Origin of the sequence: Kribbella sandramycini (assembly GCF_013131805.1) — a bacterium.
GTDB classification, from domain to species: Bacteria; Actinomycetota; Actinomycetes; order Propionibacteriales; family Kribbellaceae; genus Kribbella; species Kribbella sandramycini.
Genome location: NZ_JABJRC010000009.1, coordinates 261,803 through 284,018, shown reverse-complemented (window position 1 = coordinate 284,018; position 22,216 = coordinate 261,803). Strand labels below are relative to the sequence as shown.

Here is a 22,216-nt window from a genome sequence, read left to right as displayed (position 1 = left end):
TCAGCGCGTTTCGCCGTCGAGGACGCGGATGAACTCGGCGAGCGCTCCGTTCATCTCCAGCGCGGCGTCCCGCTCAGCGCCGGTGGGCGCGGCGGCGGCGATCCGGCCGATCTCCTCGATGGCCGCGCTCGCTCGCGCGCGCTGCTCGGCCGGCGTACCCGTCGTGCTCAGGCCGCGGATCATCGCGTCGTTGGCCGCCCAGACGACCTGGCTGCTGGGCGCCGGCGTCCGGATGCTCTCGATGAACTCGTCGAGGAGCGTCAGGTGCCGGAACGCCTTGGCCCGGTCCGCGTCGCTCGCGATGGCCGCGGACTGGGCGCGGAGCCGGTCGGCGGCGGCCTGGAGGGCCTCGGGGTCGGCGGTCTCCCGGCCGTAGGCGCCGGTGATCCGGCGGTTCTCCGCGTCGAAGTCGGCGTACTGCATGCGCGGATCATCGCACGCGAGGGGTCGTTGCGGCCGAGGTCACAGGCAGCAGGGTCTACTGACGCGTAGGGTGCTGGCATGGGAGAGACGGTGAACATCCACACCACCGCCGGCAAGCTCGCGGATCTGGAGCAGCGGCTGGACGACGCCGCGCACGCCGGGTCCGAGCGCGCGGTGGAGAAGCAGCACGCGCGCGGGAAGAAGACGGCCCGCGAGCGGATCGCGCTGCTGCTCGACGAGGGGTCGTTCGCCGAGCTCGACGAGTTCGCCCGGCATCGGTCGACGAGTTTCGGGCTGGACGCCAACCGCCCGTACGGCGACGGCGTGGTGACCGGCTACGGGACGATCGACGGCCGCCAGGTGTGCGTGTTCGCCCAGGACTTCACCGTCTTCGGCGGCAGCCTCGGCGAGGTCTTCGGCGAGAAGATCGTCAAGGTGATGGACCTGGCGATGAAGATCGGCTGCCCGCTGATCGGGATCAACGACTCCGGCGGCGCCCGGATCCAGGAGGGCGTGGTCAGCCTCGGGCTGTACGGCGAGATCTTCCGCCGCAACGTCCGGGCGTCGGGGGTGATCCCGCAGATCTCGCTGATCATGGGCCCGTGCGCGGGCGGCGCGGTCTACTCCCCCGCGGTCACCGACTTCACCGTGATGGTCGACGAGTCGTCGTACATGTTCATCACCGGGCCGGACGTGATCAAGACCGTCACCGGTGAGGACGTCACCCAGGAGGAGCTCGGCGGCGCCCGGACGCACAACACGAAATCCGGGAACGCGCACTACCTCGGCAGTGACGAGGAGGACGCGATCGAGTGGGTGAAGGCCCTGGTCGCGCATCTCCCGCAGAACAACCTCGAGGACCCGCCGGTGTACGACGCCCCGGCCGACCTCGAGCCGTCGGAGACCGATCTGGCGCTGGACACCCTGATCCCGGACTCGCCGAACCAGCCGTACGACATGCACACCGTGATCGAGGCCGTCGTCGACGACGGCGACTTCCTCGAGGTGCAGTCGCTGTTCGCGCCGAACATGATCGTCGGCTTCGGCCGCGTCGAGGGCCGCCCGGTCGGCGTCGTCGCGAACCAGCCACTGCAGTTCGCCGGCACCCTCGACATCGACGCCTCCGAGAAGGCGGCCCGGTTCGTCCGCACCTGCGACGCGTTCAACCTGCCGATCCTCACCTTCGTCGACGTCCCCGGCTTCCTGCCCGGCACCGACCAGGAGTGGAACGGCATCATCCGCCGCGGCGCCAAACTGATCTACGCGTACGCCGAGGCGACCGTCCCGATGATCACCGTCATCACCCGCAAGGCCTACGGCGGCGCGTACGACGTGATGGGCTCCAAACACCTCGGCGCCGATATCAACATCGCCTGGCCGACCGCCCAGATCGCCGTGATGGGCGCCCAGGGCGCGGTCAACATCCTCTACCGCCGCGAACTGGCCGGCGCCGAAGACCCCGAGGCCCGCCGCCAGCAGCTGATCACCGAGTACGAGGACCACCTCGCCAACCCGTACATCGCCGCCGAACGCGGCTACGTCGACACCGTCATCAAGCCGAGCCGGACCCGCGCCGAGATCGTCCGCGGCCTCCGCCTCCTGCGCACCAAACGCGACACCCTGCCGCCCAAGAAGCACGGCAACATTCCGCTCTGATGGGAGCCCCCGCCATGAACCTCCAGATCACCAAGGGCGACCCCACCCCCGAGGAGCTCGCCGCCCTGGTCGCCGTCCTCGCCGCGCGGCCCGCGGCTTCACCTGAGCCCGTCGAGACCGAACGCGCGAGCAACTGGGCGACGTACTGGCGAAACGCCCGCCAGCCCTTCCACGCCGGCCCCGGCCAGTGGCGGGCCTCAGCCCACCCCTAAACCTGGGTCGCGGGTCTGGCTGGTCGTCTTGGCAGTCACGGCCGGCGGGGCGGCCGGTGCGATACCGCCGACCGGCGGTGCGATACCGAAGCGCGGATCGAACGCGACATCGGCTGATTTGACCGGTTGCTCAAGGCCCTGTTCCTGCTGGGCAATCAACTCGAGCGCCGCGGTCGCCGTCCGGCGTCCGCCGTTGGCCGACTGCGCAACCGGATCGACGCCGCCGATCTTGGTCAGACCGGTGTTCTTGACGTGGCTCAGGTTCTCGAATTCACCGCGGACGAGTTCGGCAACCTCGCCCTCGGCGACGGCGTACTCCGAAGGGTCCTGCTCGGCGAGTTCGCGCATCTGCGGCGAACCGCTCATCAGCAGCCCGGCAGCGACATCCGGCGTCCACTGCAGGGGCGCGTTGTTCATCCGGTGCAGCGCCTGCTCGGCCGACATCCCAGTGCGCTCGGCGATAGCCTCGGCGAACGCGTAGCCGGCCGGAGCGTTGCGGTGCACCTGAGCCAGAATCTGCCGGCGCTGCTGGGGATCTGCCGCCTCCCAGCCGAGTGCGTAGTCCTGCGTCGAGCCGGGCGGGAGGTGGCCGCGGCTCTCCAGATCGGCCAGCACCTTGTCGTAGTGCGCGGCGGTCCAGGCGCCTGCGACCGCCTCCTGAAGTCCGCCGTACTGCGGTTGCACTCCGGCCGCTGACTCGGCGATGGTCTCCTCCATCGACTTCAGCGTCGTGCGCATGCCGGAGTAGGCGAGCTGCCGGTCCCGGGTCCAGCCGTGCTTAGCGCTCAGGACGCCGTGCTTCGGACGGAACGGGTTGTCGTACGCGGCCGACTCGGCCAGGTCGGCGACGGCTCGCAACGACCCGACCAACGCGCCTCGCCGTGCGTCCCGCTGGTCCGCGGACGGTACGTCCGGGCCACGCAACCGCCGGCCGACCCGCTGCGCCGCGTTCGGTGCGACCAGCTCCTTCAGCGTGCGGTGCTCCTGCTCGCCGTACAGCGGGGTGGCCAGGCTGCCCGGCGCGACCGTCAGGACGCCGCTGCGATGCAGGTCGACGCGTGGCTGCTGCATCATCGTCCGATTCGGATGCCCGGCGCCGAGGTCGGTGCCGACGATGCGCATCGACACCTGCATGTGCCGCAGCAGCTCCCAGACGCGCTCGTGCGCCAGCGGCAACGTGTAGAAGCGCGCGAACGGCCCACGCGGCTTCGACGGACCGGTATCGAAAGGACCTGAGACCATTGCGACTCCTCAGCAGGCTGTGTGCCGCCAGCCTCACATCAGCACGGGTCGTCGAGGCCCGGTCGAGGTGGCTCTCGCCAACAGTTCATCCCACGTTCAGTCCGACCCGGGTTGCAGCCTCGACTCGTCGTACCAGAGCTCGGCGGGGACGCGTTGTTCGAGTTCGGTGAGGAGGGTGTCGGCGGCGGCGAACATGGCGGTGGAGATGGGGATCGAGCAGCCGTTGGCGCCGAAGACGATGGTGGGGTTGTCGGCGGAGCCGCGCATGATGCCGGCTACTTCGTCCCAGCGGATCTGGTGGACGCCGTCCTCGTCGCGGAGGGCGAGGGCGTCGTCGGTGCGGACCCAGCGCATGGTGCGGGCGTCCTTGATGACGGCGCGGGCGAAGAGCGGGGGCTTGAAGGTGCGGCCGGCGGGGAGGTCGGTGGTGACGGGGCAGGAGGAGCCGCGGGTGAAGCCGAAGGGCTCCCAGATGGCGGCGGTGTCCTCGGGGGTGTAGGCGAGGGCGGTGGGTAGCGCGTCGGCGAGCAGGGCGGCGATGTCTTGTGGGGTCAGGGCGCGCAGCTGGTCGACGTCGAACGGCTCGACCTCGGGCTCGCCGAACAGGCTGCCCAAGAGGTTGTTGTACTCGTGCCGGAGACCTTCGGGCTCGGTCTTCAGGCGCTCGAGGTAGCGGTCGACCTGGTAGTTGAGCTCCTCGTCGGTCGGGCCGTTCGCGGCGAGGTCGAGCAGGCTGTCGACGACGGCGCGGGCGACGGACTCCTCGGTGCCTTCGCGGGCCTCGGCGTACACGATGAAGTCGGCCGCGCCGGAGGTGCTGGAGACGGAGTCGCCGCCGACCTCGTAGCTGTGGCCGCCGACGTGCCGGCACTGCTCCTCGATCCGCTGGCGGAGGATCTCGGCGGCCAGGGAGGAGCGGCGGACGGCGTCCTCGGGCGGCAGCGTGAGCAGGACGCCGGCGGCCGGGATGGCGTACTCGATGACGGTGCGGCTGGGGAACGTTCGTCCGGCCGGGTAGGAGCGCTGGGGTACGGCGTCCGCGGGCAGCTCGAAGCGGAGGGTGTCGGGGAGCGGGCCGGTGACCTGCAGGACGGCGTTCGACTTCACGTACCAGCGGGCGGTCAGCGCGGTGACGTGGTCGGCGGTGAGGCCGTCGTACCCAGGGCCCTCCAGCCAGGCCAGGCCGGGGCCTTGGGCGCCGTACTTCACGTACAACAGCAGCGCGACGACCGGGTGGGCCGCGTGGCCGTCCTCCGCGGCGAGGACGCCGGCCTCCAGCGCGAGCCGGTCGACGGGCGGGTTGGTGAGGCTGCGGCAGACCTGTTCGAGGAACTCGCCGACGCGCTCGGGTGAGCCGGCGGCCATGAACGACGTCGTCAGCACGTCGACCTCGGCGTTCATCTCGATCGGCATCCGGCGGACGGTGCTCATCACAAGGTGTTCGAGCGCGTGCGCGACGCCGATCGTCCGCAGCGTCTCGTCCCGCGCGCCGACGGCGAACGTCAGCGTGGCTTCGGTGTGGGTCTGCGTACTCGGATGCCGCAGCACCCGGACGCCGTCGAGGTACTCAGGCACGCCGGAATCTTACGACCGGATACACCGGCTCGGCGCCCGCACCGCGCCCCGGCCCGACGAACGACGTCGCGCCGTCCAGCACCAGCCCGTACGCCGCCGCCCGCGCGACCAACCGCGTCAGCCCGTCCTGCGACCGCACTTCGTTCGGCCCGCGCCCGTCCGCGAACCGGCTCGCCTCCGTCTTCTCCACGGTCGTCACGAAAACCCCACCCGGCCGCAACACCCGGGCTACCTCCCCCAACACCACCTCACTGTCGTCGACCAGATGCAACAGCCACACCGCGACCACCGCATCCACCCGCCGATCCCCCACCGGCAGCACCCCGGCGTCCCCAACCGCCACATGCCCCGGCAGCCGCACCTTCGCATGCCGCAACATGTCCGCCGACAAATCGAACCCGTGCACAAGGTGGCCGAGGGCAACAAGCTCCGCCCCCACAATCCCGGTCCCCACCGCCAACTCCAGCACTCGGTTGGTTCCAGTGGGCAGGAGCGCGTGGACCGCCTGCGCGGCGGCTTGGGCGCGGGGTTCGCCGCCGCGGGTTTCGTCGTAGCGGGCGGCTTCGGTTCGGTCGTAGGTGAGGCGGGTCTTGCGTGGGGTCCAGAGGGCGTGCCAGGGGATGCCTACGGTGGCGAGCAGGGTGCGGAGGAGGGGGAGGGAGAGGCCGACGACGTTGTGGTGGTCGCCTTCGATGCGAGTGACGTAGGCGCCGCCGAGGCCGTCGACGGTGAAGGAGCCGGCGACGACGAGGGGTTCGCCGGTGGCGACGTAGGCGTCGATCTCGGCGTCGGTGAGGTCGGCGAAGTAGACCTTGGTGGAGGCCAGTTCGCGGATCTCTTGTTTGGATTCGGTGTCGATGAGGGTGTGGCCGGTGTGCAGGATGCCGACCTGGCCGCGCATCGCGCGGAGGCGTTCGCGGGCGACCTCCGGCGTGCCGGGTTTGCCGTAAGCGACGCCGTCGATCTCGAGAACGGAGTCGCAGCCGAGGACGGTCGCGTGCTCGTCGAGGGTGGCGACGACGGCACGCGCCTTCAGCGCGGCCAGCAGCCGGGCCAGCTCGGCCGGGCTCTCGGCGGTGACGTTGTCCTCGTCGACACCGGAGACGATCACCTCGGGCTCGATCCCGGCGTTGCGCAGGGTCTGGAGGCGCGCCGGCGACTGCGACGCGAGTACGAACCTCACAGCTTCGCCAGCGCCCGGCGCAGCGGGTCCAAGCCGAGCGAGCCGAGGTTCAGCGCGTCGGAGTGAAACTGCCGCAGGTCGAACCCGGACCCCTTGCGCTGCTTGGCCTCCTCCCGCGCCTGCAGCCAGATCCGCTCACCGACCTTGTACGACGGCGCCTGGCCCGGCCACCCGAGGTACCGGTTCAGCTCGGCCTTCAGGAACTCGGTCTCCAGCCCGGCGTGCGCCCGCAGGAACTCGAATCCGAGGTCGGCGTTCCACCGCTCCCCCGGTCGCCAGCCGAACGGATTGTCCTTCGGGATCTCCAGCTCCAGATGCATCCCGATGTCGACGATGACGCGCGCGGCGCGGAAGCCCTGCGCGTCCAGCATGCCGAAGCGGCTGCCCGGGTCGTCCAGGTAGCCGAGCTCGTCCATCAGACGTTCGGCGTACAGGGCCCAGCCCTCGCCGTGCCCGGAGACCCAGCAGCCGACCCGCTGCCAGCGGTTCAGCAGATCGCCGCGAAGGATCGTCTGCGCGCACTGGAGGTGATGCCCCGGGACGCCCTCGTGGTAGACCGTCGTGACCTCACGCCAGGTGGCGAAGTCCTCGATCCCGTTCGGCACGGCCCACCACATGGCGCCGCGCCGGCTGGTCAGATCCTCACTCGGGGGCGTGTAGTAGATCGACCCGTCGGACGTCGGCGCGATCCGGCAGTCCAGCGTGCGGATCGACTCCGGGATGTCGAAGTGCCGGCCGGCAAGCTCCGCGACGGCGGTGTCGGACAGCTCCTGCATCCACTCCCGGAAGGCTTCCTTACCGCGGATCTTGCGCGCCGGATCGGCGTCCAGCAGCGCGGCCGCGGCCTGGATGTTGCGGTCTCCGCCGTTCAGCTCGGCGGCGATCGCGGCCATCTCGCCCTCGATCCGGGCCAGCTCCTGCCAGCCCCAGGCGTAGGTCTCGTCGAGGTCGACGGTCGCGCCGAGGAAGTTCCGCGAGGCCAGCTCGTACACCTCGCGGCCGCAGGCGTCCCGCTGCGGAGCGCGCGGCGCGAGCTCCGCCGTCAGCCAGCCGCCGAACTCCGCGAAGGCCTTCGCCGCGGACGCCGCCGCGGCCTCGACGGTCGGTTTCACCGGGCCGTCCGGCGCCTGCGCGGCCAGCCCGCCGAAGAAGTTGTCGCCGTTCGGATCGGTCCAGCCGGCGATCCGGCCGGCCAGATCCTCGACCTGGCGCAGCGCGGAGACGCGACCGCGGCCGGCCTGCTCGAGCAGCGTCCCGCGGTACTGGTCGAGCGCCGTACCGACTTGGTTGAGCCGGATCGCGATCGTCTCCCAGTTCTCCTGGGTCGCGGTCGGCATCAGGTCGAACACCTTGCGGATATGCGCCGGAACCGACGAGATCGCGTTCAGCTGATGCTGCGGTACGCCGGCCTCGTGGCTCGCCCCGATCAGGCCGAGCCGCTCGACGAACGCGTCCCGGGCGACCTCCTCGCGCGGGCTGCCCGGCTCGATCTCCGTGGTCTCGGCGACGGCCACCCGGGCCAGCTCGGCCAGCCCGTCGAAACCGCCCGGACTGAAGTCGGGGAACTCGTGGTCATGGCCCGGGATCCCGATGAACGTCGCCTCGATCGGCTCCAGGGTGACGTAGTCCTCGAGGTACCGCTCGGAAAGCTGGTCGATCGGGCTGTTCGGCGCGCTGTCGGTCACCCGGCCGACCCTACCCCGGCCCGGGATCCCGCCTCAGGTGGTTAATCGACGAGTTCGGACGGCGCGACCTGCCGCCACGAGTCGAGCAGGATGTCGCGCAGCTCCGCGTCGTCCTCCAGCGCGGCCAGCCGGGCGCGCACCCAGTTCGACCCGGCCTCGTGCCGCGGCACCCAGAACTTGTCCGGCTCGGCCAGGATCAACTCATCCCGCTCCAGCCGCGGACACCGGACCGCGAACGACGTCTGGTCGTCCGGAACGGTCAGGAACATCCGCCCGGCCACGTCGAACGTCGGATGCCCCCACCGCTTCTTCTCCACGGTCTCCGGGAAGGTCAGCGCGATCCGTCGTACGTCGTCAGCGTCCAGCACGGTAACACCTTCTCAAACCCGGGGAGCGTCGTTCGACCGGTTCCGGTCAGCACCTTCGACAACCGCGAAAACCGTTGTTAGCTGCGCGCATCGCTCGCACTGTAAGCATTATTGAACAGTGAGGAGTGTCCGATGAAACCTCCCGGCCTACTGACGGCCGTCGGCGTCGTCGTCCTGTCCCTACTCGGCGCCCAGCAGGCCCTGCCGGCCGGCGCAGCCCCACCGGTTGTCTGGGTGGTGAACAACGCCGACCACGTCTTCTCGTCATCCGCCCGACCAGCCGGCGCGACAGCCGCCATCGACCTGGACGCCGCCCGCGGTGAGGCCGAGGGCGCCCAGGTGCTGATCCGGCCGGACAGCCGGCTCACGGGCGTCCAGCTGGGTACGCCGCAGGCGCTGACCGGCCCCAACGGCGCACAGCTGGCGGCTAGCGCGATCACCGTCCGCCGCCAGTACAACCACCCGAACGTCCTGGTCGCCCAAGACGAGATCCGCCTGCAGGACCCGCATCTGCCGCCCGACGGCAGCCGCAACTACTACGACGCCCTCGTCGATAACACCGCGGTCGAGGTCGCCGCCAACTACACGCAGGCCTTCCACTACGGCGTCAGCGTGCCGGCCGGGCAGGCACCAGGTCTCTACACCGGTTCGGTCGTCGTGCGGAACAGCGCCGGTGACATCACCGTTCCGGTCCGGCTGACCGTGCACGACGTGACTGTGCCGCCGGCCAACCAGTCCGAGTTCAAAATGAACAACTGGTTCACCTCTGTCGGCTGGGACTACACCGGCACCGAACGAGCCATCCCGTTCCAGTACGACAACGCAGCGGCGTACTCACCGAACTGGTGGCGGGTGATCGGCAACTTCGCCAAGCTGCAGGCCAAGCAGCGCAACAACGTCGTATACGTCGACTTCCAGGCCCTGCTCATCCCCGGTACGACGATCGACGCAGCCGGCAACTACACCTTCGACTGGACGCACTTCGACCGGTTCGTCCAGCTGTTCGTGGACTCCGGCGCGATGCAGTACCTCTACACGCCGACGCTGCTGGAGGGCGCCCCGGACGCTCCCCGGCTGGAGATGCTGAAGAACGTCAACGGAGTCACCACGAAAGAGCTGGTGCAGCCGAACACCGCCGAGAGCACGGCGTACCTGCGCAAGGTCTTTCCGGCGCTCAAGGCGCACCTGGACGCCAAAGGCTGGACCGACCGGTTCTACATGAGCGCGCTGGACGAGCCGACCCACCAGAACCAGGCAATCGCCGCACGCTGGCTGTACGACGTCTACGACGACTACTTCCCCGAGCCGCTGACGAACGAGGCGCACGGCTACACGTTCCTCCCGGACGCCGCCGAGAACATCACTACGATGACGCCGTACACCGAGAACTACGAGGACCACGCCGGCTACTGGCAGCAGGCCCGCCGGGACGGCAAGGAGCTGTGGCTCTACACGTGCATGGTCCCGCAGCACCGGCACATGAACCGGCTGATCGGTGAGCCGCTGGCCAAGACCCGCCTGCTGCCCTGGCTGGTCTGGAAGATCGGCGGCAAGGGCTTCCTGCACTGGGGTTGGAACTACTGGCACCGCTCGACCGGCGACAACAGCCGGGTCTACGACACATTCAACGAGCCGCAGAGCGGTGACAACTACATCGTCCGGCCCAACAAGGCGGCGTACGACGTCTACGACAGCATCCGCGGCGAGGCCCAGCGCGACGGCCAGGAGGACTTCGAGCTGTTGGCACTGCTGGCCAAGACGAAGCCGCTGACCGCCCAGGCGATCGCGGAGTCCACCGTCACCGACTTCTCGGTGTACGACCGGTCCGGCGCGACCGTGACCGATCGGCACAAGCAACTCCTGAAGGCGATTGCGTCCACCGCACCGGACGACAGCGCCAGTGCGGCGTTCAGTGACGACTTCGCGGCCGGCGCCGACAACTTCCGGTTCGGCGTGAACCGAGAGGTCAACAAACCCGGTGGCCAGTGGAGCGTCCAGAACGGCGAGCTGGTGCAGTCGTACGTCGGCGACTGGATCACCGCCGCCGCAGCCGTCGAAGGCCGCAAGTACCGGGACGCCGTCGTCGACGCCGACCTGCGGATCACCGCAACCGGCGGCCGCGAAGACAACTGGGCCGGCGTCACACTTCGCAGCATCAACGGCACCGACTACCAGACGGGCTACTTGGCCGCGATCCGCAACAACGGCGCGGTCTTCCTGTATCGCGGCGGCACCACGCTCGGCAAGGCCGCCATCCCCGGCTACCGAGCAGGGCAGTGGACGCATCTGCGTCTGATCGCCGAAGGCACCAAGCTCCGCGTGTACGCCGGGACGACGACAACCCCGCTGATCACCGTCACCGACGACTTCTACTCCGCCGGATCAGCCGGTCTGGTCACAGGCGGAACCGCCTCCCGTTTCGACAACGTCCGGATCAACCCAGGCATCAATCCGGCCGCTGGCGGCACCGTGACGGCGTCCAGCTCGTACGAGGCCGACGGGTGGAGCAAGGCCGCGCTGACGGACGGCAACCGTGGCTCCTCCGCGCAGAGCAACGGCTGGAGCAGTGACGCGAACACTTCGGTCAACCACACGGAGACTGTGACTGTGGACCTCGGTAAGGCAGTCTCGGCCGGCCGGGTGGACCTCTACCCGCGCACTGACTCCGCAGCCGGTTTCCCGGTCGACTACACCGTTGAGGTCTCCGTGAACGGCAGTGCGTGGACAGCGGTCGCCAACCGCACCGGCGCTGCGCAGGCCGCGCAGTCAGTGGACTTCGCCGCCCAACAGGTGCGCTATATACGAGTCACGGGCACCAGTCTGCGGAAGGACCCATTCGGCGCCTACCGGATGCAGCTGGCCGAGCTGGAGGTTGCTGGCGGCAACTACGCAGCCGGGCGACCGGTGACGGCATCGACGTCCTCGGAGTATCTGGACAACGGCTGGCGGCGCAGTGCGCTGACGGATGGCATCACCACCTCCAACCTCGGCTACTCGATGGGATGGAGCAGCGAGGCCAGCCCGGCCAACGGCGCCGCCTCAGCCACTGTCGACCTGGGCGGCGCCAGCCGGATCAGCCAGGTCACGCTGGCGCCGCGGACCGATCTACAGGCCGGCTTCCCGATCGACTACACCATCCAGGTCTCGCCGGACGGGAACACCTGGACGACGGTCGCCAGCCGCACTGCACAACCACAGCCGCTCCAGCCGGTGCAGCTGACCTTCACAACCACCACATCCCGCTACGTGCGGGTGGCCGGGACCAAACTCGATCCCGGCCCCGCCAGCGACTACCGCATGCAACTGGCCGAGCTAACGGTGCACTGACCGGCGGCCGGGGAGAAGGAGAGCGAGGGCGGCGCCGACGGCTACGGCGGCGGCGCCGACCCAGACTGCGGGTACCAGGCCGTCGACGAACCGGATCGGGTTCTCGTAGGAGCCGGCCGAGGCGAAGACCGATGCCAGGACGGCGACACCCATTGCGACGCCGATCTCGCGGATGGTGTTGTTCGTGCCGGACGCGACGCCACGGTCGGCGTCCGGCATCTCGCCCATCACGACACTTGCCAGTGGCGCGAAAGTGAGGCCCATCCCGATGCCGGCCAGGACGAATGCGACGACGTACTCACGGTAGGCAACGTCGGCTGTAGTGACGAGCGCGATCCAGGCGAGCCCGATCAGCAGCAGCACCTGTCCGGTCACGACCAGCAGCCGCGGTCCGACCCGGTCGACCAGGAGGCCGGCGATCGGCGCGACCACCATCGGCGCCATCGTCCACGGCATCGTGCGGACGCCGGACTCCAGTGGGCTGTAGCCCTGCACCACCTGGAAGAACTGCGCCAGCAGGAACACCGAACCGAAGACACCGAGCGAGAACGTGAACCAGACCGCGTTCACGACGCTGAACGAGCGGACGCGGTACAGCCGCATCGGCAGCATCGGCGTCGGCGTACGGCGCTCCCAACCGACAAACGCGGCCAGCAGGACGACTCCGGCGATCAGCGAGCCGAGCACGCCGGCCGACGTCCAACCGTCGTCAGCACCGTGCACCACGCCCCAGACGATCCCGAGCACCCCAGTGCTAGACAGCAGCAGGCCAAGCAGGTCCAGCCGCTGCTTGACGCCGTACGACTCAGACAGCACCCGCGCAGCCAGTACGACGGCGACCACACCGACTGGCACGTTCAGCCAGAAGATCCACTGCCAGTTGAGGCCGTCGACCACTGCGCCGCCGACAACCGGGCCGACCGCCACACCGAGCCCGGAGATGCCACCCCAGACGCCGATGGCAGCACTGCGCTGCTTCTCCGGTACGGCGCCGGCCAGCAGCGTCAGCGACAACGGCATCACCGCGGCCGCGCCAACGCCCTGAATCGCCCGGGCGCCGATCAGCATCCACGGTTCGGTAGCCAGCGCGCAGGCCGCGGAGGCCAGCGTGAACAGTGCGATTCCGGCCAGGAACAGCCGGCGGCGGCCGAGCCGGTCGCCGAGCGCGGCCGCGGTCAGCAGCAGCGCGGCGAAGGACAGCGAGTAGGCGTTCACGAACCACTGCAGGTCGGACAGCGAGGCGCCCAGCTCGGTCTTGATCACCGGCAGCGCGTTCGTCACGACCAGGTTGTCCAGCGTGACCATGAAGGTCGGGATCCCCACCGCGGCCAGCACGGCGCCCAACCCGTACCGACGGCCGGGCGCGGCGACTGCCGGCTCCTCGAGAGCGGTCGAAGTCATCGTCAACTCCTTGTTGTAATTCACTGATAACAAGCTCGATCACCAAAGTATGCATCGACTGATAACTTGTCAAGCGCACCTCGAAATGGGCCGAGATTGCCGCGAGTTCCGCCTGACGGGAATCGGTTCAGATTGCTCGGTAAACGCTTGCCAGCACCTCGCGACGGGCCGCATGATGACCTCCTGATTCCGCCCTCAGGAAGGTGCTCGATGACGAACCTCTTCAGTCGACGCAGCGTGCTCGGCGCCGGCGGCGCGGTGGCCGGGGCCGCCGCGCTCGGCTCCCTGGGCCTGAACCAGGCCGCCGCCGCGTCCGGGACCAGCCGGCTCTGGCAGTCGGAGAAGGTCCGCTACGACTCGCGCTACCGGCTGGTCTACGCCGCCGACGCCGAGGGCAACCGGATCCCCGATTTCAGCTATGCCGGCTACAAGTACGGCGACAGCCCGATCCCGCACGTACGGACGGCCACGACCGTCCGCCCGGTCGCGGGGGACAACACCGCGCACCTCCAGGCCGCGATCGACGAGGTCGGCGCCCGCACCCCGGACCGGAACGGCTTCCGCGGCGCCGTACTGCTTGCTCCCGGCAACTACCCGGTGGCGGGCACGCTCCGGGTGAACCGCTCCGGCGTCGTCCTGCGCGGCTCCGGCGACGGCGCCGACCCGGCCAAGCACACGATCATCCAGGCCACCGGCAACACGCCGGTCTCCCGGGACGTCGTCGTCCTCGGCGGCTCGGTGAGCACGGGCTGGCGCGGTGAGGTTCCCGGCACCCGGACGGATATCACCAGCGACTGGGTCCAGGTCGGGGCGAAGTCGTTCGAGGTGGCCGACGCGAGCGGGCTGAAGCGCGGCGACAACATCATCCTGATCCACCCGTGCACCGAGGCCTGGCTGGCATCGGTCGACTACGGCGGCACCGCGAAGGACGCCGGCTGGGTCGTCGACAGCCAGCCGATCACCTACAACCGCCATATCAAGTCGATCCGCGGCAACACCGTGACCGTCGACGTCCCGCTCTTCGAGCACCTGCGCCGCGCGCGGTCGCAGTCGTACCTGTATGTCTGGGACCGCGCCGGCCTGGTGACCGACGTCGGTGTCGAGAACCTGCGGATCGACATCCAGTTCGCGGGCGATCCGGATGTCGACGAGGCCCACGCCTGGGTCGGTGTGAAGGTCCGGCAGGTCGAGGACGCCTGGGTCCGGGACAGCACGTTCCTGCACTTCGCGAAGGCCGGTGTCGAGACCACCGAGGCCACCCGGGTCACCGTCCGGAACTGCAAGGCGCTGGATCCGGCGTCCGTCGTCACCGGCGGCCTGCGCTACAACTTCAACTCGGAGGCGTTCAGCCAGCAGATCCTGTTCGTGGACTGCTATGCCACCAAGGCCCGGCACGCGTTCATCTCGAACGGCGCGAGCAGCGCGTCGGGCATCGTCTTCCTGCGCGGTACGTCGGAGGGCGCGCTCGCCTCCAGCGAGGGCCACCGCCGGTGGAGCCAGGGCCTGCTCTGGGACAACCACCGCGATATCGCGCCGAAGGTCGATCTCGTGCTGGGCATCTACAACCGGGGCGACTACGGCACCGGCCACGGCTGGGCGACGTCGCACTCGGTCGGCTGGAACTGCGACGTCGGGACGGCGCGGCTCGTCGTCCAGAAGCCGCCGACCGCGCAGAACTACGCGATCGGCGGCAAGGGCGTGATCACCGGCGACGGCCCGTTCCCGAACCCGGCCGGGTTCATCGAGGGGGCGAACCGGCCCGGCCTGTTCCCGCCGTCGCTGTACCAGGCGCAGTACCTGGATCGGCATCGCTGATCGAAAGTATGCATCGACTGATAACATAGGCTCAGGCGATCAGCGGAGGAGTGACGATGACGAAGGTGCGGCTGACAGCGGCCGAGCGGGGCGAGGAGGTGCTGCGGGCCGCCGTGGTCGCCTTCGGCTCCTCGGGCTACGAGGGCACCAAGACCGATGAGATCGCCCGGCTCGCCGGCGTCTCGCAGCCGTACGTCATCCGGCTCTTCGGCACCAAACAGCAGCTGTTCCTGGCCGCGGTGCGGTCGGTCTGCGACCGGATCAAACAGGTCTTCGCCGAGGCGGCGGCCGAATCGCCGGAGCTGGCCAGCCTGGCCCGCGGGTACACGAAGCTGTCGGAGGAGCGCGAGGTTCTGCTCGTGCTCCTCCAAGGCTTCGCGGCCAGCTCGGACCCGACCATCGGCGCCGTCGTCCGGGAGGGTTTCGGCAGCATCTACGAGCTGGTCCGCGAGGCGACCGGGGCCTCACCGACAGAGGTCCGGGAGTTCTTCGCGACCGGCATGCTGCTGACCGTGATGTCGGCGATGAATGTGACCGGCCCGGATGCCTTCCCGGCCGGCTGGGCCGAGGAGATCGCCGGCACCTTCACCGGCGAAATCTGAGGTCAGTCCTCCCCAAGCCGCTGGCCGGCGGCGAACCAGACCGTGACGGTCGCCAGCACCAGCGCGCCGACCGTCACCAGCAGCGACCCCGGTACGTCGGCGCCACGCACGAGCGCCGCCGCGACCGCGACCACCGGGCCGATCAGCACGGCGATCACCGCCGGCGCCAGCCAGCGTCGTAGCGCCTTGCGCCCGACGCGGACGTACGACGGCAGCTGCGCGGTGAAGGCCGTCGCCAGATGCACCAGCAGCAGGGCGATCCCGGTCACCACCACACCCCAGCCCAGCTCTGCCGGGGCCCGCATCAGCCAGCCGATGAGCACCGTCAGCACGAACAGGAGCGCGGTCAGCGAGTCCGGGATCGCAATCGTGGCTATCAGCAACGGAACGGCCAGGATCGGGATCAGGTCGAGCTGATCCCATGGCAACGCTCCCGGCAGCACGATCGCCACCGTGCCGGCGATCGCGATCAGCAGCCGGGACAGCACGATCGTGCGGCCGGCCGCACGCAGCTGCGCCAGCCACAAGGTGAGTCGTTCGGCAACGCTCATGAGCGGATCCTCGGTGCGGAGGCGAGCCGGGCGGCGTCTCGGAGTACCTCGTCGAGAGTGCCTGGGCCACGCCAGGGCACGGTCGGTACGCCGAGGTCGCCGAGCCGGTCGAGTTCCCGGCGGCGCTCGAGGAGGCGGAGCCGCCAGGCCAGCGGCCAGGAGCGGGCGTCGTGCTCCTCGACGTCCACGATGTCGCCGATGTCCGGCGGCAGGGTGTCCACGGCGATCACTGTGCAGCCGGACTGCACGAGGGTGACGACGTACCCGAGGACGACGGAGCGCAGCAGCGGGCTGAGCACGATGACAAGGCTGTCGGAGCGGATGCGGTTCCGCTGTGCGAGCTGCTCCGGGTCTTGCTGCCGGCCGCGGCGATCGGCGTGCACCAGCGCATCCAGGATCCGGCGCAGGTGCCCGCGGCCGCTGCCGGAGCGGACGCCGCGGATCAGGCCGCCGGTGTCGATCAGTCGGACCCGGTCACCATGCCGCAGGTAGTGCTCGGCCACTGCGGCCGCAGCACGGACTGCGGTGTCCAGACTGCTCGATCGGCCGTCGATACCTTCGCTGATACCGATCTCGCCGCCGGTGTCGAGCAGGATCACCACCTCGGTGTCGCGGTCCGACCAGGTCGAGGTGACATGCAGCTCGCGCGTGCGCGCTGACACTGCCCAGTTGATCCGCCGCAGCCGGTCCCCGGTTCGGAACGGCCGCACACCAGCCAGCTCGGTCCCTTCCCCCGGACGCCGGGATCGGTGCAGGCCGACGAGCCCAGCCGGCCGCGGTACCGAGTCAACGGCCTCGAACCCCTCACGTAGTGGCAGCGTCGTCACGCCGAGCGCATTGGTCGAGGTCACCTGCGTCCGGTACGCGCCGAGCACCGAGGTGGCCGCTACCGTCGGCCGCTCCAGGGCTCGCTGCCCCCAGCGCTTCGACCGGACGCCGACCTCCAGCTGCACGGCATCGCCGTTGTGCACCTGCTCGGCGATCGCTGCCTGCGCCGGCGCGTAGTCGAACCACTGCGACCGCGGCAACGCCGCAACGATCAGGTCGACGTCAGGGTCGGCAACCCCGGCCACTCGAAGCCGGTACGTCGTTGCCTGCCCTTCGAACAGCACGTCTGCATCCAGCTCGCTCTCGACCGCAGGCTGCGCGCGCGGCCGGAAGAACCGGCCCCAGACCGCGATAAATGCGAAGGGCAGCCCGATGACCGCGGCGTCCGGCCGCCGCGCGATAACCGCCACCAGCAGCAGTACTGCGGCCACACAGATCGCGCGAACCTGCGCATGGGTCGGCTGCCAACTCACGTCGTGCCCCCGGATCAACGCGCCACGGTGGGCGGAGTCGGTACCGCGCCGAGGACTGTGCGCACCACAGTCGCGCCGGTCACTTCGTGCAGCCAGAGCTCGGGCCGCACAGTGATCCGGTGTGCCAGCGCCGGTACGGCGACCGCCTTCACGTCCTCCGGGACGACGTAGTCCCGGCCCTTGATCACGGCGTATGCGCGGGCCGCCAGCAGCAGTGCGAGTGAGCCACGCGGCGACGCACCGACCAGGACCTGCGAGTCCCGACGCGTTGCAGCGGCAAGGTCGACGCAGTACTGGCCGACGGTGTCGTCAACGGTCACTGTCTCGATGGCCCGCTGTGCTGCGAGCAGACCGGCCGCGTCGGTAACCGCCTCTACTTTCTGGTCTTCAGTGCGGCGGCTCATCCGGCGTCGGAGGACCTCCCACTCCTCTGCCGCAGTTGGGTAGCCGAAACCGATGCGCAGCATGAAGCGGTCGAGCTGGGCCTCGGGCAGCGGATAGGTGCCTTCGTACTCAACCGGGTTCGCAGTGGCGAGGACATGGAACGGCACGGGCAGTGGGAAGGTCTGCCCCTCGACCGTCACCTGATGCTCCTGCATCGACTCCAGCAGGGCGGCCTGGGTCTTCGGTGGCGTGCGGTTGATCTCGTCGGCCAGCAGCAGGCCGGTGAAGATGGGCCCCGGCCGGAAGACGAACTCGGAGTCCTTCTGGTCGTACACGAAGGCGCCGGTGACATCGGAGGGCAGCAGGTCCGGGGTGAACTGCACGCGGCGGAACTCCAGCCCCAGCGCCTGCGCAAACGAGCGGGCAGCCAGGGTCTTGGCCAGGCCGGGGTAATCCTCCAGCAGGACGTGGCCGCCGGCCAGCATGCCGGCCAGGACCAGCTCCAGCGCCTCAGCCTTGCCGACGACCGCCTGACCCACGCGGGCCAACACCTGCTGGCTCAGCTCCGACACGTCGGCCGGCGAGAGCTCCGTCGTCGAGGTGGCGGTCACAGAGTCGGTCACAGTTCCTCACAGGTTCTCGATGGTCTGGATCGCGGCCTCGATCTCGCTGAGGCTCGCAGTGCGCTTCTCGTCTGCCGTGACCAGCTCCCACAGCTGCTCGCCGGCGATCTCCCGGGCCCGCTCGGGCTCTACCGCCGGGTCGACGCCGTGCCGGTGCACAAGCCGGTCGGTCGTCAGCTCCAGCAACAGCGGCTGGATTCGGCGTACGAAGGTCTGGGAGCCTTCACCGGCCCGCCGCTCCCGGCTGGACTCCTGCAGCCAGGTGGCCAGGAACTGCGTCCGGTTGTCGCTGTTTCGGCCCCGCTTGGCCGCCAGCTCCTCGTCGTGCCGCGCAGGCCAGTTCGTCAGCAGGAGCTGCGGAGCGATCAACCGCAGCGCGACCGCACCGAAGCCGATCGCGAGCGCCGTCGCCACGAACCACAGCGGCCGCGGCGCCATCCCGGCCGCACCGAAGATGGCGACGAGCAGCAGACTGAGCACGACGATGCCGCCGACGTACTGGACGATGATCTTGTTCAGCCGCATCGACCGGACCTTGGGCTGCGGCGTCCGCTCGTCGTCCTCCAGCGGCGTCCACTTGTACGACGTCATTCCGGCACCACCGCCGCCAGCTCCGCCCGCAGCCGCAGGAGGGCCGCGCGGGCTTCGCTCCGGGACTCTTCGGTCGAGCCGTGCGTGGAGTAGCGCGCTTCGCGGTAGAGCGCGCCCAGCCGAGTCAGATCGGGCTCGGAAACGCCCTCGACGCCCAGCACGCGCACAGTGAACTCGGTCGGCGTCTCGGCCGGGTCGCGAGTCACACCGGCCGAAGCCGCGGCCTGCTCGAGCGCAACCCAGCAGGCGATCACCGCGTCGGTCGCATGGCCGGTGTCGATCAGCGCGAGGCCGGAGTCAATCGCCTCGGCGAGCTTCTCAGTCGCCACGCGCTCCCAGTCCGGATCCGGAGGCGGAGCGTCCGGCAGCTTGACCCTGCGCAGGACGCGGTAGAGCAGCAGGCCGATCAGCGCCGCGACGGCAGCCGCAATGACGTAAACGAGGGCCTCGAACAGGCCCTGGATCCACTCCGGAGTTTCGCGGGTCTCCTGGTTCCGCTCCGGCGGCGGTGTGACCGACGGATGCGGCGGCGGGGTGATGACCTCCACTGAACGGTCCGGGCCGGGCTTCGGCGTCAGCGTGCTGTCACTGAGCGGCCGGACCGAGCCGCCTGCCGAGGCGAGGACGACGAAACCGGCACCGGCGACTCCGAGGAGCAGCACGGCCACCAGCACCCAGGTGCCCCGGCGTTGGATCGGCATCTGGGCAGGCTAACCGATTAAGGGGCGGGTGGCGGTAAGCGTTTCCTCTTTGTGCCAATAGGTGGGCCCCTCCCCCGCGAGAGGCCCACCTCAGCTGGTCAGACGGTGATCGACCAACCGGTCAGCGTTCCGATGTCGCCGGGCCCGTTGTCACCGATCCGCAGCGTCCAGGTGCCGGCTGCGGTCTCGTCCGCCGGGACGCTGTAGGTCTTGGTGGCCGGCAGCGGGTGACACGTACTGCCGCCGTACCGCTGCAGGTAGTACCAGCGGCCGCTCGGCGAGACCAGGCTGATGTTCAGGTCTTCGAGGCAGGTGTGGTTGCCCTCGACCGTCACCTTGAGCGGACTGGCCGTGCGGCCGGCAGCGGTCGACTTCACCGTGCTGACCGCGACCTGGAAGTCCCGGATCGGGTAGTCGGTCGGGTTGGCGAAGGTGCGCGGGCCGGGCTCCGGGTCGGGGTCCGGATCCGGGTCGCCGGTTCCGGTGAGCAGGGTGAGGTTCCATTTGGCCAGCGCCTCGCTGACCGGCTGGAAGATCGAGTTGTCCTGATCGCCGGTCACACAGGACGAGTTGCCGCCGGAGTGCAGGCCAACAGCCTTGTCACCGCGCAGCCAGGCGCCACCGGAGTCGCCACCCTGCGAGCACGCACTAGTCGTCGTCAGGCCTTCAACCACCACGTTGCCGTAGTTGATGGTCTGGTTGACGGCGCTGACCGTCCCGCATTCCCAGTTCGGCGCAGTGTTGCCGGAGTGGCAGACCGTCTCGCCGACGATCGCGTCAGCGGCGCCGGTGACCGTCACAGCGGGCGAACCGTAGGTGTTGACCTTGGCCGACGTCGTCCAGCCGGTCTCGGTGACCGCGACGACACCCATGTCCCCTTCGCGGGCGTTGATGCTGCGACTGCCGCCGACGTTGGACGTACCGAGGCGGTTGGCCTGGCTGATCGCGCCGTACGCCGCCTGGTTCGCATCGTTGGTGCAGTGGCCGGCGGTCAGGAAATGCTTGTTGCCCTGCGCATCGGTGGCGGGGAAACCCACCGAGCAGTAGGTCTCGCTACCCGGCCACCAACCGTCACCCGGGTTCACCTCACCGGCCTGCTGCTGGAACTTCGTTCTGACCGACTCCACCCGGACGCCGTCGGTTCCGCGAAAGGCGTCCGACCCGCCGACCGCCTTGACGACGACCTGGTTGCTGATCGGGTCGATACCCCAGCTGCGCAGGTTGCTCTGCTGGCGGGCGATCTTGTCGACCTTCGCCATCAGCTGGTCGAGCTGCTGCTGGTCGCGCTGCACGTACTGCGGGGTCGCACCGGCGGCTCGCACCCGCGCAGCGGCGGCGTCCGTGGTGACTGCGATCTTCAGCCGGCCGTTCTCGATCCAGCGACCGGCGAAACCGGCAGAATCCGGAGGGGGTTCAGCGTCGGCGCGGACGGGTGCGACAAGCAGGGCTCCGCTCAGCAGAACCGCCGCTATGAATTTCCTTCGCATGGTGCACTCCTCGGGTTGGGACGGGTGCCCTGACCGTAGGAGTGCAACAAGCGGGTGAAAATTGCCGGAACGCCTTTCACAGTTAAGAGTCCGGCGTTAACAGTTCACACCCAGGCCCAGCGGAAACCGAGCCGCCCGGGGCCGAAGTTGAGGACGACAACGTGCACCTCGGACGCCACGTCGACCGCGCGGGCCTGTTCGGCGCCGTCGTCCAGCTGGGAGAACGCCGTACAGGTCGCGGGCAGCACGTCCGGGTCGAAACAGACCTCCAGGACGAACTCACGCACTGGCAGCCGGAACTTGCGCTCGTAGTTCGTCGCGGGCGGATAGGGCGCAACGTTGACCAGCTCGTGTTCGGTGATGATCGTCTCGCCCTTACGCAGCGGGCGGTCGAAGAGCAGCTCTGCGACGAGCAGGCCGTCCGCGGGACGGCGTACGGTCCGGCCGAGGGAGCAGTGCCGGAGCGGTCGGATGACGGGCAGCGGACGGTCATGCTCGTCGAGGTGCATGATCACGACCCAGCGGTCCGGGCCGTCGGCTTCGGCCCGTAGTACTTGGCGGGAGTGGTACGAATGCTCACCGCGGTCCGCACCGATCGACACGCGGTCGTGCTGGCTGATGCGGGTGAGGCGTTCGTCCCAGTGGATGTCGACCTCGCTGACGGCCGATTCGACTGCATCCGGGCGCGGCCAGTACGCAGCGACATCCGGGCGGTCCGGGACGGTGCTCAGCCAGCGACCACGCGGGCGTGGCGGGCCCAGCGACGCGGAGAGCGTGCCGGCCGGGACCTCCAGCACCTCTTCGAGGACGGCGATCGCGGCGAGCGAGCCCCGCCGTTCAGGGCGGGAACGGCCGGACTGCCAGTAGCTGAGGGTCGCCATGCTGACCGAGACGCCCTGCACCAGCAGGCGTTCGCGGATCCGTTCCAGGCCTAGGCCACGCGCCTGGATGGCCGCGCGCAGCACGTCGGCAAACTCGCGCTCACCCATGGCTGGACCCTAGACACGACTGGCCGTGCGCGACCAGGGTTCACGCGCTTAACTGTTAACAGGACAACGGACTGGAGTTGTGCTGATGAAAACCATTTTC

19 protein-coding genes are annotated in these 22,216 nt (G+C 69.4%); 5 read left to right on the top strand and 14 right to left on the bottom strand.

Annotated elements, in window-relative coordinates; all coding sequences use genetic code 11:
- Window positions 1-423 (bottom strand): hypothetical protein, encoded by a 423-nt coding sequence (locus HPO96_RS31375; protein WP_171678001.1) that lies wholly within the window; start codon window positions 421-423, stop codon window positions 1-3.
- Between the two features lie 78 nt (window positions 424-501).
- On the opposite strand from HPO96_RS31375, the gene HPO96_RS31370 reads away from it, so the two are divergent.
- On the top strand, window positions 502-2,079 hold the full coding sequence (locus tag HPO96_RS31370) for an acyl-CoA carboxylase subunit beta (protein WP_171678000.1): 1,578 nt from the start codon (window positions 502-504) through the stop codon (window positions 2,077-2,079).
- Between the two features lie 14 nt (window positions 2,080-2,093).
- The gene (locus HPO96_RS31365; protein ID WP_202886632.1) at window positions 2,094-2,291 is read left to right on the top strand and encodes an acyl-CoA carboxylase subunit epsilon; all 198 of its coding nucleotides are present in this window, start codon (window positions 2,094-2,096) and stop codon (window positions 2,289-2,291) included.
- Here HPO96_RS31365 and HPO96_RS31360 read toward each other — a convergent pair.
- From HPO96_RS31360 to HPO96_RS31340, 5 genes are all read right to left on the bottom strand, one after another.
- Window positions 2,277-3,533, bottom strand: coding sequence for a hypothetical protein (locus HPO96_RS31360; protein ID WP_171677998.1), 1,257 nt, complete (start codon window positions 3,531-3,533; stop codon window positions 2,277-2,279). The two genes, HPO96_RS31365 and HPO96_RS31360, sit on opposite strands and share 15 nt — an antisense overlap.
- A 96-nt stretch (window positions 3,534-3,629) precedes the next feature.
- Complete coding sequence (locus HPO96_RS31355; RefSeq protein WP_171677997.1) at window positions 3,630-5,108, bottom strand: insulinase family protein; 1,479 nt, start codon at window positions 5,106-5,108, stop codon at window positions 3,630-3,632.
- Complete coding sequence (locus tag HPO96_RS39760; RefSeq protein WP_171677996.1) at window positions 5,101-6,291, bottom strand: Maf family nucleotide pyrophosphatase; 1,191 nt, start codon at window positions 6,289-6,291, stop codon at window positions 5,101-5,103. The genes HPO96_RS31355 and HPO96_RS39760 overlap by 8 nt, the downstream gene beginning before the upstream one ends.
- Entirely contained in the window at window positions 6,288-7,976 is a 1,689-nt protein-coding gene (locus tag HPO96_RS38625; protein WP_337796886.1) for a DUF885 domain-containing protein, read from the bottom strand. Before HPO96_RS38625 ends, HPO96_RS39760 begins: the two co-directional genes overlap by 4 nt.
- Before the next feature lie 41 nt (window positions 7,977-8,017).
- A complete protein-coding gene (locus HPO96_RS31340; RefSeq protein ID WP_171677995.1) occupies window positions 8,018-8,344 on the bottom strand; it encodes an MmcQ/YjbR family DNA-binding protein in 327 nt (108 codons plus the stop codon).
- Between the two features lie 132 nt (window positions 8,345-8,476).
- Here HPO96_RS31340 and HPO96_RS31335 point away from each other — a divergent pair, with 132 nt between their 5' ends.
- Window positions 8,477-11,671, top strand: coding sequence for a glycoside hydrolase domain-containing protein (locus tag HPO96_RS31335; protein WP_171677994.1), 3,195 nt, complete (start codon window positions 8,477-8,479; stop codon window positions 11,669-11,671).
- Here HPO96_RS31335 and HPO96_RS31330 read toward each other — a convergent pair.
- Window positions 11,657-13,072 (bottom strand): MFS transporter, encoded by a 1,416-nt coding sequence (locus HPO96_RS31330; protein ID WP_171677993.1) that lies wholly within the window; start codon window positions 13,070-13,072, stop codon window positions 11,657-11,659. The genes HPO96_RS31335 and HPO96_RS31330 overlap by 15 nt on opposite strands.
- A 210-nt stretch (window positions 13,073-13,282) precedes the next feature.
- Here HPO96_RS31330 and HPO96_RS31325 point away from each other — a divergent pair, with 210 nt between their 5' ends.
- Both HPO96_RS31325 and HPO96_RS31320 read left to right on the top strand, forming a co-directional pair.
- The gene (locus tag HPO96_RS31325; RefSeq protein ID WP_171677992.1) at window positions 13,283-14,887 is read left to right on the top strand and encodes a peptidoglycan-binding protein; all 1,605 of its coding nucleotides are present in this window, start codon (window positions 13,283-13,285) and stop codon (window positions 14,885-14,887) included.
- Window positions 14,888-14,943: 56 nt separating this feature from the next.
- The gene (locus tag HPO96_RS31320; RefSeq protein WP_171677991.1) at window positions 14,944-15,489 is read left to right on the top strand and encodes a TetR/AcrR family transcriptional regulator; all 546 of its coding nucleotides are present in this window, start codon (window positions 14,944-14,946) and stop codon (window positions 15,487-15,489) included.
- 2 nt (window positions 15,490-15,491) lie between these two features.
- Here the strand turns inward: HPO96_RS31320 and HPO96_RS31315 are convergent, their stop codons facing one another.
- The 7 genes from HPO96_RS31315 to HPO96_RS31285 all read right to left on the bottom strand — a co-directional run bounded on the left by HPO96_RS31315 (window position 15,492) and on the right by HPO96_RS31285 (window position 22,116).
- Entirely contained in the window at window positions 15,492-16,040 is a 549-nt protein-coding gene (locus HPO96_RS31315; protein WP_171677990.1) for a hypothetical protein, read from the bottom strand.
- Entirely contained in the window at window positions 16,037-17,341 is a 1,305-nt protein-coding gene (locus HPO96_RS31310) for a DUF58 domain-containing protein (protein WP_171677989.1), read from the bottom strand. The genes HPO96_RS31315 and HPO96_RS31310 overlap by 4 nt, the downstream gene beginning before the upstream one ends.
- A gap of 14 nt (window positions 17,342-17,355) precedes the next feature.
- Complete coding sequence (locus HPO96_RS31305; RefSeq protein WP_337796885.1) at window positions 17,356-18,348, bottom strand: AAA family ATPase; 993 nt, start codon at window positions 18,346-18,348, stop codon at window positions 17,356-17,358.
- Between the two features lie 6 nt (window positions 18,349-18,354).
- Window positions 18,355-18,939 (bottom strand): hypothetical protein, encoded by a 585-nt coding sequence (locus tag HPO96_RS31300; protein WP_238355689.1) that lies wholly within the window; start codon window positions 18,937-18,939, stop codon window positions 18,355-18,357.
- The gene (locus HPO96_RS31295; protein ID WP_238355688.1) at window positions 18,936-19,640 is read right to left on the bottom strand and encodes a DUF4129 domain-containing protein; all 705 of its coding nucleotides are present in this window, start codon (window positions 19,638-19,640) and stop codon (window positions 18,936-18,938) included. Before HPO96_RS31295 ends, HPO96_RS31300 begins: the two co-directional genes overlap by 4 nt.
- Window positions 19,641-19,738: 98 nt before the next feature.
- Window positions 19,739-21,127, bottom strand: coding sequence for a proprotein convertase P-domain-containing protein (locus HPO96_RS31290; protein WP_171677988.1), 1,389 nt, complete (start codon window positions 21,125-21,127; stop codon window positions 19,739-19,741).
- A 104-nt stretch (window positions 21,128-21,231) separates the two neighbouring features.
- The gene (locus HPO96_RS31285) at window positions 21,232-22,116 is read right to left on the bottom strand and encodes a helix-turn-helix domain-containing protein (protein WP_171677987.1); all 885 of its coding nucleotides are present in this window, start codon (window positions 22,114-22,116) and stop codon (window positions 21,232-21,234) included.
- Between the last annotated feature and the right edge of the window lie 100 nt (window positions 22,117-22,216).

Excerpts from the sequence above, each read along its gene's own strand:
- HPO96_RS31375 (WP_171678001.1), bottom strand. The coding sequence starts at position 423 with ATGCAGTACGCCGACTTCGACGCGGAGAACCGCCGGATCACCGGCGCC.
- HPO96_RS31370 (WP_171678000.1), top strand. The coding sequence starts at position 502 with ATGGGAGAGACGGTGAACATCCACACCACCGCCGGCAAGCTCGCGGAT.
- HPO96_RS31365 (WP_202886632.1), top strand. The coding sequence starts at position 2,094 with ATGAACCTCCAGATCACCAAGGGCGACCCCACCCCCGAGGAGCTCGCC.
- HPO96_RS31360 (WP_171677998.1), bottom strand. The coding sequence starts at position 3,533 with ATGGTCTCAGGTCCTTTCGATACCGGTCCGTCGAAGCCGCGTGGGCCG.
- HPO96_RS31335 (WP_171677994.1), top strand. The coding sequence starts at position 8,477 with ATGAAACCTCCCGGCCTACTGACGGCCGTCGGCGTCGTCGTCCTGTCC.
- HPO96_RS31330 (WP_171677993.1), bottom strand. The coding sequence starts at position 13,072 with ATGACTTCGACCGCTCTCGAGGAGCCGGCAGTCGCCGCGCCCGGCCGT.
- HPO96_RS31325 (WP_171677992.1), top strand. The coding sequence starts at position 13,283 with ATGACGAACCTCTTCAGTCGACGCAGCGTGCTCGGCGCCGGCGGCGCG.
- HPO96_RS31320 (WP_171677991.1), top strand. The coding sequence starts at position 14,944 with ATGACGAAGGTGCGGCTGACAGCGGCCGAGCGGGGCGAGGAGGTGCTG.
- HPO96_RS31315 (WP_171677990.1), bottom strand. The coding sequence starts at position 16,040 with ATGAGCGTTGCCGAACGACTCACCTTGTGGCTGGCGCAGCTGCGTGCG.
- HPO96_RS31300 (WP_238355689.1), bottom strand. The coding sequence starts at position 18,939 with ATGACGTCGTACAAGTGGACGCCGCTGGAGGACGACGAGCGGACGCCG.
- HPO96_RS31295 (WP_238355688.1), bottom strand. The coding sequence starts at position 19,640 with ATGCCGATCCAACGCCGGGGCACCTGGGTGCTGGTGGCCGTGCTGCTC.
- HPO96_RS31290 (WP_171677988.1), bottom strand. The coding sequence starts at position 21,127 with ATGCGAAGGAAATTCATAGCGGCGGTTCTGCTGAGCGGAGCCCTGCTT.
- HPO96_RS31285 (WP_171677987.1), bottom strand. The coding sequence starts at position 22,116 with ATGGGTGAGCGCGAGTTTGCCGACGTGCTGCGCGCGGCCATCCAGGCG.